Genomic DNA, 11,625 nt, shown 5'->3' with positions numbered 1-11,625 from the left:
GCTTTCATGTCGGTGCGTTGACGCTTGCATGAAGCTTTGGTGACGTCTTGTGGTTGTCCGCCTTGGCAAGAGCAATGATGCCGAGGCTTTGGCCGCGGCCCTTGACGGCGTGGCTTCCAAGATCCTCAGCCGAGATGGTCTCCGGCATCTTGATCCGCTGGGCGAGGTCGCTCGAGATCAGGACTGACCGGTTCAGCGTCTTTGAGAGCGATTCAAGTCGGGAGGCGGTGTTCACGGTGTCGCCGAAATAGGTGATCTTGTGATGGTCGACCCCGATTTCGGCCGTGATAACCGTACCGCCGTGGAGAGCGGCGCGCAGGCGAGGGACTTGGCCGTATGTCTTCAACCAGTTCTCGGCATCCGCCTCTATCGCTCCGATGATGTCGAAGATGCAGTTCACGCATCGCGCGAACTTGATCCCGCGCTCCAATGGCCAACTGATGATGGCGGCGTCGCCTATGTAGTCGTCGATGGTGCCCCTGTGCTTTCTCACGGGCTCCGCGAAGGCCGCAAACAGGGAGCTCAGCATCTGCTGCGCGCGGAGGTCGCCATGCTTCTCTGCGAAGGACGTCGAATCCACCAGGTCTATGAACAAGAAGACGCGCTCCTCGCTGATCGGCTTCCGGTAGCGGCTAAAAAGCATGCTCGTGAAGATGTCGCGCCCCAGTAGTTCGCGAATGCGCAGTACGAAGATGATGAGCGAACAGACGGCGAGTGCATAGAGAAAGGCATCGAAGGGCAGAACAACGGCATTGACCCAAGATGCCGGACTAAAGACGCCGAGCCACCACATGGAGAGGCCGGCGACCGCGAACCCAATGCTCATCAGGATTTCGTAGGCGAAGATTTTGGCAAGGAAGAACGTCACCGTCGGCAACGCCTGCATGCGCCGGTAAAGGCCGCGCAGGATCACCTTGCGCTCGAAGGCCATGATCGGCATACCGATGAACAGCGCAAAGGTTGCGCCCACGAAGGGATGGCCGCCGTAGAAGCGCATGTCGTAGAGGACGCCGCTCGCAGCGATAACAAGCGCGATCAACAACCAGTTCTGAACTGGAGATATTTCCCTCATGTCGTCCTTTTCGCGGTGCCGTGTCGCCGGGGGTGCTCAAGCCATATAGGAACACTACTGAGCTTCCGAAAGGCGCGCCAAGCCGGCGTCCCTGGATCAAATCGATCTGGCGATGACTATGCGCGAAAAAAGTCCGCTTGATGGCGCTTAGAGCGCCACCGTCTCCACCTTCTTGCCGACGAAACGGAGAGCGACCTGGCCCTGGATAAGCTGCAGCGCCGGCTCGCCGAAAAGCTCCCGGCGCCAGCCGTGCAGCGCCGCGACCTCTGCCATTTCACCTTCCGCTGCGATCCTGTCGAGATCCTCGCTGTTGGCGATGACCTTCGGAGCGACGCCGTGTTTTTCCGAGATCAGCTTTAAAAGGACCTTAAGCAGTTCGGCGGCAGCGGCAGCACCTTCCGGCTGCTGCGTCTGCCGCGGGGCGTGCGGCATTTCGGCCTTTGGCAAGGCAAGGGCCGCATTGACGGCGTCGATGACAGCTACGCCGGCAGCCGATCGCTCCCAACCCTTGGGGATCGTTCGCAAGCGACCGAGCCCTTCGGCGTCCTTCGGTTGCTGCTGGGCGATCTCGTAAATCGCGTCATCCTTCAATACGCGTGAGCGCGGCACGTTGCGGGAGCGGGCCTCGCGCTCGCGCCAGGCGGCGACATATTTCAGGATGGCAAGCTCCTGTGGCTTGCGCAGGCGCATTTTCAGGCGCTGCCACGCATCATCAGGATGCATGTCATAGGTCTCGCGCGCCTCGAGGATGTCCATCTCCTCTCGGAGCCAGGAGGATCGCCCTTCGCGTTCCAGCTCGGATTTGAGATAGCGGTAGACGTCGCGCAGATGCGTCACGTCGGCAAGCGCATAGTCCAGCTGCTTTTCAGAAAGCGGCCGGCGGCTCCAGTCGGTGAAGCGCGAGGACTTGTCGATCTGAACGCCCTTTGTGCGGCTGACCAGCTGATCGTACGAGACCGAGTCGCCGAAACCGCAAACCATCGCGGCAACCTGCGTATCGAAGATCGGATGCGGGATCAGTCCGCCGCGGTTGTAGATGATTTCGATATCCTGGCGCGCGGCATGGAAGACCTTTAGGACGGCCGGATTGGCCATCAACTCGAAGAACGGCCGGAGGTCGAGGCCCTTGGCGAGCGGGTCGACCAGCACCTCGGTCGTCGGGCTTGCCATCTGGATCAGGCAGAGTTCCGGCCAGAACGTCGTCTCTCGGAGAAACTCGGTGTCGATGGTAATGAATTCTGACTTGGCCAGCTCTTTGCAGGCCGCCTCCAAATCGGCGGTAGTTTCGATCATCTCAATTCATTCGCAGGATAGACATAGTTGAACCTTCCTTCTCCTTTCGGCCGGATATGTCAACTAGAACCCGCAAAGACCTGTCAAACAACTCTAACATAACTGGTCATACCGGTCTTTTGATGTTCGATGATGTGGCAATGCAGCACCCAGTCGCCGAGATTATCGGCCACGAAGGCGAGCTGCACCTTTTCGTCAGGCTGGACGAGATAAGTGTCGCTGACAAGGGGCGTGACATCCCGCGTCGATGACGACAGGACCGTAAAACTCATGCCGTGCAGGTGGATGGGGTGCGTGTGCGGCGTCACGTTTTCGAGCTGCAGGATGTAGCTTTTGCCAAGCTTCAGCTCTGCCAGGGGCGCCGTCGGATCCGGCCCATCACCCGGCCACGGCACCTTGTTGATGGCCCAGAAGTTGTAGCCCAGCGTGCCGCAGATGCTGTCGGCCGCTCCGCTTTCTGCCGTGGCGCTGAGGACAAGCGGGATCTTCTCTGCGGAAGACAGGTCGGCCTTGGCCACAGGGTTCTCGCCGAGCGCGGCGAGATCGCCGACATTGCGCTTCAGCGATGTTCCGACGGCTCGAAGCTTGGCGATCGTCTTCGGTGTTGTACCGCGGATGTCTTCAAGCGCGGCAATGGCGCCCTCGCTATCCGGCATCCGCACGGCGAGATCGAGACGCTGGCCGGGGCCGATCAGCAGCAGATCGAGCGAGAAACGTTTTGGCACCGGATTGCCGTCGATCGCGATGATCGTCGCCTCGGCCCCTTGCATCCTCAACGAAAAGATGCGGGTGACGTCGGTCGCGGCGATCCGCAGCCGAACAAGGCCGCCGGCGGGCGCATCATATTGGGGCTCCTGACGCCAATTGGCTGTCCTGACAGTGCCGTAGGTGCCGCTCTTTGCCGCGTCGCGCGGGCGGAAAGCCGCAATGAATTGACCATCGCCGCCGAGGCGCCAGTCGCGCAGGTTGAGCAAGACCTCTGCGTCGAATTTGGGGTCATCAGGATCCTCCACCACGAGAAGGCCTGTCATGCCGTGACCCATTTGCGTCAGAGTGTTGCAATGCGGGTGGTACCAGAAGGTGCCGGCATCCGGCGGGGTGAAGGCGTAGTCGAAGCTGTCGCCGGTATAGACGTAGGGCTGTGTCAGGAAAGGCACCCCGTCCATCTTGTTGGCGATTCTCAGACCGTGCCAGTGGATCGTTGTCGGCTCGTCGAGCGTATTCGTGAGCCTGGCAGCAAAAGGCTTCCCCTTCGTCATTCGCAAGATGGGCGGCATGCCGCCATCGCCCCAGGTCATGATGTCCCTCGTGATGCCTGCGTCGGTGATACCAGCGGTCGTCTTCACGGCCTTCAGCACCTGCGGCGCGGGTGCAGCCTCCGCCAGCCCGAACTTGCCCGCGATCCCGATCCCTACGCCGTAGGCACCTGCGACTGCAGACGCTTTCAGCAGATTGCGGCGAGTGAGAAGAGGCATTTCGAGGCTCCACACGAACGATATCGCTCCTCTTTAAAGTTGACCGAGAGTTTCAGCAATATGGTGCGAGGCTGTTAAACTGCCGCACGGCTGTTCACCAGCACGGGTTGCACTGCTGCTATAACCGCTCGCAAAGCGCAGACTCGGTGCGCCAACCCTTGACAAATCAGGCCGTCCATGCGCTTTTCCGCCCGATTTTCTTGTCGGTACGGGAGAGCCATCAGAGCCCCTTGCTGCCGTCTTAAGCCAAATACCGGGAATTGAGATTATGCATCGCTATCGCAGCCACACATGTGCAGCCCTCCGCAAGTCGGATGTCGGCGCGAACGTCCGGATTTCCGGCTGGGTCCATCGTGTTCGTGACCATGGCGGCGTTCTCTTCATCGACCTTCGCGACCACTACGGCATTACACAGGTCGTCGCCGATCCGGACTCTCCGGCCTTCAGGCAGGCTGAACTGGTTCGTGGCGAGTGGGTCATCCGCATCGACGGTCTCGTGAAGGCGCGCACCGAAGACACGGTCAACAAGAACATGGCAACCGGCGAGATCGAACTCTATGCGCAGGAGATCGAAGTTCTCTCCGCCGCCAAGGAACTGCCGCTGCCTGTTTTCGGCGAGCCGGATTATCCCGAAGACGTGCGCCTGAAGTACCGCTTCCTCGACCTGCGCCGCGAAACGCTGCACAAGAACATCGTCAAGCGCACGCAGGTGATCTCTGCCATGCGTCGCGAGATGGGCAATATTGGCTTCACCGAATACACGACGCCCATCCTGACGGCCTCCTCGCCGGAAGGTGCGCGCGACTTCCTGGTGCCATCACGCATTCATCCCGGCACCTTCTATGCCCTGCCGCAGGCACCGCAGCAGTACAAGCAGCTGCTGATGGTCGCCGGCTTCGACCGCTACTTCCAGATCGCCCCGTGCTTCCGCGATGAAGACCCGCGCGCCGACCGCCTGCCGGGCGAGTTCTACCAGCTCGACCTCGAAATGAGCTTCGTCGAGCAGGAAGACATCTGGAACACCATGGGTCCGATGATGACCTCGATCTTCGAGGAATTTGCCGAAGGCAAGCCAGTCACCAAGGAATGGCCGCGTATTCCTTACGACGAAGCGATCCGCAAGTACGGTTCCGACAAGCCGGATCTGCGCAACCCGATCGTCATGGAAGCCGTCACCGATCACTTCGCCGGCTCTGGCTTCAAGGTCTTCGCGGGCATGATCGCCTCGAACCCGAAGGTCGAGATCTGGGCGATCCCGGCAAAGACCGGCGGCTCGCGCGCATTCTGCGACCGTATGAACGCCTGGGCGCAGAGCCAGGGCCAGCCCGGCCTCGGTTACATCTTCTGGAAGGAAGAAGACGGCAAGATCGGCGGCTCCGGCCCGCTCGCCAAGAACATCGGCGAGGAGCGCACCGAAGCGATCCGCACGCAGCTTGGCCTTGATGCGGGCGATGCCTGCTTCTTCGTCGCTGGCGAGCCGTCCAAGTTCTACAAGTTCGCAGGCGAAGCCCGTAACCGCGCCGCCGACGAATTGAACCTCATCGACCGCGACCGCTTCGAGCTGTGCTGGATCGTCGACTTCCCGTTCTTCGAATACAACGAGGAAGAAAAGAAGATCGACTTCGCCCACAACCCGTTCTCGATGCCGCAGGGCGGCCTCGACGCGCTGATGAACCAGGATCCGCTTGGCATCAAGGCCTATCAGTACGACGCGGTCTGCAACGGCTTCGAAATCGCTTCGGGCTCGATCCGTAACCAGTCGCCGGAAACCATGGTCGCCGCCTTCGAGAAGGTCGGCCTCAGCCAGCAGGACGTGGAAGATCGTTTCGGCGGCCTCTACCGCGCCTTCCAGTACGGTGCGCCTCCGCACGGTGGTGCTGCATTCGGTATCGACCGCATCGTCATGCTGCTCGTCGGCGCCAAGAACCTGCGCGAGATCTCGCTGTTCCCCATGAACCAGCAGGCGCAGGATCTGCTGATGGGCGCACCGACACCGGCAACGCCGACGCAGCTGCGCGAACTGGCGATCCGCCCGATCCCGCCGGTCAAGAAGGACTGAGGCAGAGTACATGATTGAAAAGAAGCCCGGCGCGCGTCGGGCTTCTTTTGTTTCTGGCTTCAGAGCGCTGTGTAGATCGCGTCGCGCAGATCCACCGTAAACTGCCCCCACATCCCCTCCAGTGTCGTATTCGTCAGCGCCACGACACTCAGTTTCTTTGTGGGATCGACAAACCAGCTGTGGCCGTAGGCGCCGCCCCAGCGGATCGTCCCCTTCGACCACGGCACCTGTGCGGCGACCGGATCGGTCACCACCGCCCAGCCGAAGCCGAAGCCGACGCCCGGATCGAGAGGCTGGCGCACGCCGTTCGCCTGATCCGCCATCATGGTCTTGACCGTCTCGGGCGAGAGAAGCGGCGCGCCACCCTTGCGGATCGTCTCCAGAACCGCCAACACCTCGCCTGCCGTTCCTGCCATACCGGCGCCGCCGGAATGATAGGAGTTCGGATCGAAGATGCGGTCCGGCGCGAAACTCACGAAACCGGTCAGCGCCCGCACGGACGCTTCCTTGCCCATCCGCTCCGGCTGCGGCGAGGCACTCATATAGGCGGCGGCCAGCCGATCCCGGTCGCGCACCGCAAAGGCGGTGTCAGCCAGGCCGAGTGGCTCGGTCACCAGTCTTGCCACCGCCTCGCCGAGCGAACTGCCGGTCTCTTTCTCGATGACGCCGCCGATGACATCGATGGCGAGCGAATATTGCCAGTTCGAACCGGGCGCGAAGAGAAGAGGGGCGCTCGCAAGCCGCTTCAGGTTTTCGGCAATCGGCAGGCCGGGCTGATCGAGGCCGTCGGAAATGCCGGCCCGGGCATAGGGGCCGCCTTCCTCGGTGAAGCCATAGCTGAGGCCGGATGTATGGGTGAGCAGATGCCGGATGACAATGACCGGTTCCGTGCCGTCGGCAAGACGCGGGCGGAAATCCGGCAGCCATTTCGTCACTGGGTCGTCGAGGCCGATGCGGCCTTCCTCGACAAGCCGCATGGCGGCGATCGTGACGATCGGCTTGGTGATCGAGGCGAGCCGGAAGATCGTGTCCTCGGCCATGGCCTGTCCCCTTTCGCGGTCGGCCAGGCCGGCGGTGCGGCTATAGACGATATCACCGTCTTGGGCGATCAGGACCACCGCACCGACGAGGCGCTTTGCGGCGATGGTGCGGTCGATCACCGCATCGAGCGCGTTCGCGAAGCCGACTGTCTGCTGTGCATCCTGGGGTTCAAGGGGAAGACTCATCGGATCGAACCTCCTATAATCACAATGACCGTTCCTGAATAAACCGGATCGAGAAATATTTCTAGAGTGACCATTGTGAAAAATAATGACGACGCACGAGATAGCGGACAAAGAAAGCGCGGCCGCCCGCCGGCCTTCGATCGCGAAACGGTTCTTTCGGCCGCGCGCGACGTCTTCTGGGAGCACGGCTATGACGGCAGCTCGATTGCCGATCTGACCGCCTCGATGGGGATCACCCCGCAAAGCCTCTATGCGGCGTTCCGCTCGAAGGCGGAACTCTATCGCGAGGCGTTGAATCAGTACCGGCGCATGCCGCGGCCGAATCCCGGCAATCCGTTCGAAGAAAAGATCGATACAGTGTCGACGTTCAGGCGCTTCCTCGAGACATCGGCTGCCCTATTCACCGCCCCGGAACATCCCAAGGGGTGCATGATTTCCACTGCAGTTCTGAACTGTGCTTCCGAGAGCGGGGACATTGCGCACCACGTCGCGTCGTTGCGATTGCAGACGCTTGGCCTGTTCACCGCTCGCATCGAGCGCGGCATGAAGGAAGGGGATATCAGGCAGGATGCGAACGCTGGATCGCTTGCGCGCTTCCTCGGTGCGATCGTCCAGGGCATGTCGGTACAGGCGCGTGACGGTGCCACGACTGCAGAACTGCTGGAGATGGTCGGGCACGCTATGAACGAGCTACGCTGCTACGCCGCCTAACCGGCAGCGACCACCTTGCAAAAACAAAGAAACCCGGCGGGCAAGTGCGCGCCGGGTTTCAAAAACTCAAGCTCGGCGCATCAGTCGTTCGCCGAAACCTTGACCCCAAGCACCTGCGGCAGCGTGTTCGGTGCGCCCATGGCAGCGCCCATGATCATCGGGAACGGAACGGGCTTCGCCGGTGCGGCGGCAAGCGTCAGGCTCTTCGGGTTGTCGAGGAAGGTGTTGACGGCTGCCGATATGGCGTTCTGCAGCTCCGGAATGTTGAGCTGTGCCAGCATGATCGGCGTCATTGCCTTCAGCGAGTCCGCCATCTGCTGGCCGGAAATGTTCTGCTGGCCACCGGCGTAGTCGAGCGCACGCTTGGTGATGGAAGCGTCGTCGAAGCGGATCTGGGCGCTCTCGAACGACAGCTGCTGCATTAGCCCGAGCATCGAGAGACCGAGGGCCTGCTGCGCCTCTTCCTTGTTCTGGTTCGCTTCGGCCTGCTTGGCGGCTTCCTGCAGAGACTTCACGAAGGGCATCGTATAGCCGGAGATCTTGAAGGCCAGGTTCAGCTTGCCGACGTTGTTGAAGTCGAAGGCGAACTCGGAAACGTCGATCGTGCCGGGCGTCAGGTCCCAGGCGCCCTTCATCGTGATGTCGCCCTGGATATGCTGGAGGGCAAGCTTCTCGATTGCTTCCTTGCTCTGTGCGTCGCTTGCCTTGCTGAGATCGGCCTTCAAGCCCTTGAAGGCACCATCGAAATCGAAGCCGGACTCATCTTCGCGAAGCGTCAGATTGAGGTCGCTTTCGGCGAGAGAGAACAATTCCTCTCCATTCTGGATAACCTTCACGGGGCCGCTGTGGGCATTTTCGTAGAGGAGCATTGCGTCGAGCCCTTCGCCCTTCGGATCCGCGGGGATCGAAATGCCGCTCAGGGTCAGGTCGGATGCCGTGAAGGTGGAGCCTTCACTCGTGGCGCTGACGTTCGGGAAGGATGCTTCCTCGACATAGTAGCTGCCATCCTCGTCTGCTTCTACGCCGGTCATGGTGATGTCGCCGATGGACACCGCTTCGCCGCTGTTTGATTTGAAGCTTGCCTTCTTCAGCGTCACGGTGGTTCCGTTGACATCGACGCCGTCGGCAACGATGGTACCGCCCTGCTGGCTATAGGCTGCGTTGATCTTCTTCAGCAGATCCTGGCCGTCGAGCGCGAAAGCCGAGCCGGCGAGAGAAAGAAAGGCGACGCTCGAAAGCATCAGCCGTGTCGTCCGGTAAAAAGTCATTTGGGTCCTCTGGTGGCGGCGTTGTGCGGCGAGCGAGAATTCGCCGTCGGTCTATTGTGGTTCGGTCGTGGTTTATATTTACGGATTTCTAAATTTGTGTTGAAGGGAAAACGAAACAACGACGAAATTCAGGCAAAGCGTCTCGGGTCATTCTTTTCTCGTGCGCCAAGACTTCATCCACAGCCGGAATGCCCGGATTCCTTGCTCAAAACAACCATCTCGGCTAGTCAGGACATATGGGACAAGAGATTTTGCCGCCCTCTGGCGGAGACGACGACAGTATCCTTCCGGTCGATTTGAAGGCGGCGCTTGAAGAGCGTTACTTGGCCTATGCGCTATCGACGATCATGCATCGTGCGCTCCCTGACGTGCGCGACGGTCTGAAGCCGGTGCATCGCCGCATCATTCACGCCATGAGCGAAATGGGCATTCGGCCCAATTCCGCGTTCAAGAAATGTGCTCGTATCGTCGGCGATGTCATCGGTAAGTTCCATCCGCATGGCGACCAGTCTGTCTACGATGCGCTCGTGCGTCTCGCGCAGGATTTCTCACAGCGTTACCCTGTCGTCGACGGGCAGGGCAATTTCGGCAATATCGACGGCGACAGCGCTGCCGCCTATCGATACACCGAAGCGCGCATGACGGATGTGGCCGGCCTCTTGCTTGAGGGTATCGATCAGGACGCGGTCGATTTCCGCCCGACCTACAACGAGGAAGACGAAGAACCGGTCGTCCTGCCGGGCGCCTTTCCGAACCTGCTGGCGAATGGCTCGTCGGGCATTGCAGTCGGCATGGCGACGTCCATTCCGTCGCACAATGTCCACGAACTCTGCGACGCGGCCCTCCATCTCATCAAGCATCCCGATGCTACCGTCGAGAAGCTGGTCGAGTTTATTCCCGGTCCGGATTTCCCGACCGGCGGCATCATCATCGATGGCCGTGAAAGCATCATCGAGGCCTATAAGACTGGCCGTGGCGGTTTCCGTACACGCGCCAAGTGGGAGACCGAGGATCTTGGCCGCGGCGGTTATCAGATCGTCGTCACCGAAATCCCGTTCCAGGTACAGAAGTCCCGCCTGATCGAAAAGATCGCCGAACTTCTCTTGGCGCGCAAGCTGCCCTTGCTCGAGGACATTCGCGACGAGTCCGCCGAAGATGTCCGCGTCGTGCTGGTGCCGAAGAACCGGACGGTCGATCCGACGATCCTCATGGAATCGATGTTCAAGCTGACGGAATTGGAAAGCCGCTTCCCGCTGAACATGAACGTTCTCTCCATGGGCCGCATCCCGCGCGTCATGGCGTTGAACGAGGTCCTGAAGGAGTGGCTCGACCATCTCCGCGAAGTGCTGCAGCGCCGCTCGCGCTTCCGCCTGGCGGCCATTGACCGCCGCTTGGAAATCCTCGGCGGCTTGCTCATCGCCTACCTCAACATCGATGAGGTCATTCGCATCATCCGCGAAGAGGACGAGCCGAAGCCGGTGATGATCGCGCGCTGGTCCCTGACCGACAATCAGGTCGAAGCGATCCTCAACATGAGGCTGCGGTCGTTGCGCAAGCTCGAGGAGTTCGAGATTCGCACCGAGTTCGACGAACTCACCAAGGAGAAGGGCGAGATCGAGGCCCTGCTGGCATCGGAAGAAAAGCAGTGGCAGACCGTCGCCTGGGAAATCGGCGAAGTGAAGAAGAAGTTCGCCAAGGCGACCGAGCTCGGCCGTCGCCGCACCCAGTTCGCCGACGCGCCGGAAGCCGACGAGCAGGCTATCCAGCAGGCGATGATCGAGAAGGAGCCGATCACCGTCGTCGTCTCCGAAAAGGGCTGGATACGCGCTCTGAAGGGGCACATCTCCGACACCGCAACCCTGACCTTCAAGGAAGGCGACGCGCTGAAGGTTGCCTTCCCTGCGCAGACGACCGACAAGATCCTGATCATCACCACCGGTGGCAAGGCCTACACACTTGGCGGCGACAAGCTGCCCGGCGGTCGAGGTCATGGCGAACCGCTGCGCATCATGATCGATATGGACAACGATCAGGACGTCCTGACCGCCTTCGTTCACGATCCTGCCCGCAAGCAGATGATCGTCTCGACGGCGGGCAACGGCTTCGTTGTTGCCGAGACCGACATGGTCGCCAATACCCGCAAGGGCAAGCAGATCATGAATGTCTCCATGCCTGATGAGACGAAGCTGATCGTTCCCGTCAGTGGCGACTATGTCGCTGTCGTCGGCGACAATCGCAAACTGCTCGTCTTCCCGCTATTGCAGGTCCCGGAAATGGGTCGCGGCAAGGGCGTCCGCCTGCAGCGCTACAAGGATGGCGGCATTTCCGACGTACGCTGCTTCGCAATATCAGACGGCCTCGTCTGGGAAGACAGCGCGGGCCGCACCTTCACGAAGAACATGGACGAGCTTGCCGAATGGCTTGGCGATCGCGCCACCGCTGGTCGGACCGTTCCGAAAGGCTTCCCGCGCAGCGGTAAGTTTGCCGGCTAAGCGAAAATAATTCTGAGCCTCGCACTTGG

Annotated in this window: 8 protein-coding genes; 3 read left to right on the top strand and 5 right to left on the bottom strand. The window is 60.8% G+C overall.

Translation table 11 applies throughout. The annotated features are described in order from the left end of the window. Positions 1 to 4 precede the first annotated feature (4 nt). The 3 genes from AS026_RS02805 to AS026_RS02795 all read right to left on the bottom strand — a co-directional run bounded on the left by AS026_RS02805 (position 5) and on the right by AS026_RS02795 (position 3,840). Positions 5 to 1,072: an adenylate/guanylate cyclase domain-containing protein gene (locus AS026_RS02805; protein WP_025661237.1), complete on the bottom strand. Its 1,068-nt coding sequence runs from the start codon at positions 1,070 to 1,072 to the stop codon at positions 5 to 7. A 147-nt stretch (positions 1,073 to 1,219) separates the two neighbouring features. Then, positions 1,220 to 2,365 carry a ribonuclease D gene (gene rnd / locus AS026_RS02800; protein ID WP_018116883.1) on the bottom strand — a complete coding sequence of 382 codons (1,146 nt, stop codon included), beginning with the start codon at positions 2,363 to 2,365 and terminating at the stop codon, positions 1,220 to 1,222. Between the two features lie 83 nt (positions 2,366 to 2,448). Next, entirely contained in the window at positions 2,449 to 3,840 is a 1,392-nt protein-coding gene (locus AS026_RS02795; protein ID WP_062368598.1) for a multicopper oxidase family protein, read from the bottom strand. Positions 3,841 to 4,108: 268 nt separating this feature from the next. On the opposite strand from AS026_RS02795, the gene aspS reads away from it, so the two are divergent. Further along, entirely contained in the window at positions 4,109 to 5,899 is a 1,791-nt protein-coding gene (aspS, locus tag AS026_RS02790; protein WP_018116885.1) for an aspartate--tRNA ligase, read from the top strand. Between the two features lie 59 nt (positions 5,900 to 5,958). Here aspS and AS026_RS02785 read toward each other — a convergent pair whose 3' ends face one another. Beyond that, complete coding sequence (locus AS026_RS02785; RefSeq protein WP_062368597.1) at positions 5,959 to 7,125, bottom strand: serine hydrolase domain-containing protein; 1,167 nt, start codon at positions 7,123 to 7,125, stop codon at positions 5,959 to 5,961. 66 nt (positions 7,126 to 7,191) lie between these two features. Between AS026_RS02785 and AS026_RS02780 the strand changes: the two genes are divergently transcribed. Beyond that, on the top strand, positions 7,192 to 7,836 hold the full coding sequence (locus AS026_RS02780) for a TetR/AcrR family transcriptional regulator (RefSeq protein ID WP_062368596.1): 645 nt from the start codon (positions 7,192 to 7,194) through the stop codon (positions 7,834 to 7,836). A gap of 80 nt (positions 7,837 to 7,916) precedes the next feature. Here the strand turns inward: AS026_RS02780 and AS026_RS02775 are convergent, their stop codons facing one another. Beyond that, entirely contained in the window at positions 7,917 to 9,104 is a 1,188-nt protein-coding gene (locus AS026_RS02775) for a YdgA family protein (RefSeq protein WP_062368595.1), read from the bottom strand. Between the two features lie 236 nt (positions 9,105 to 9,340). Here AS026_RS02775 and parC point away from each other — a divergent pair, with 236 nt between their 5' ends. Further along, entirely contained in the window at positions 9,341 to 11,596 is a 2,256-nt protein-coding gene (gene parC, locus AS026_RS02770; protein ID WP_062368594.1) for a DNA topoisomerase IV subunit A, read from the top strand. The last annotated feature ends 29 nt before the right edge of the window (positions 11,597 to 11,625 follow it).

The organism is Rhizobium altiplani, from assembly GCF_001542405.1.
Lineage (GTDB): Bacteria > Pseudomonadota > Alphaproteobacteria > Rhizobiales > Rhizobiaceae > Rhizobium > Rhizobium altiplani.
The sequence above is the reverse complement of the archived record's forward strand: the minus strand, read 5'-3'. Positions and strand labels throughout refer to the sequence as shown.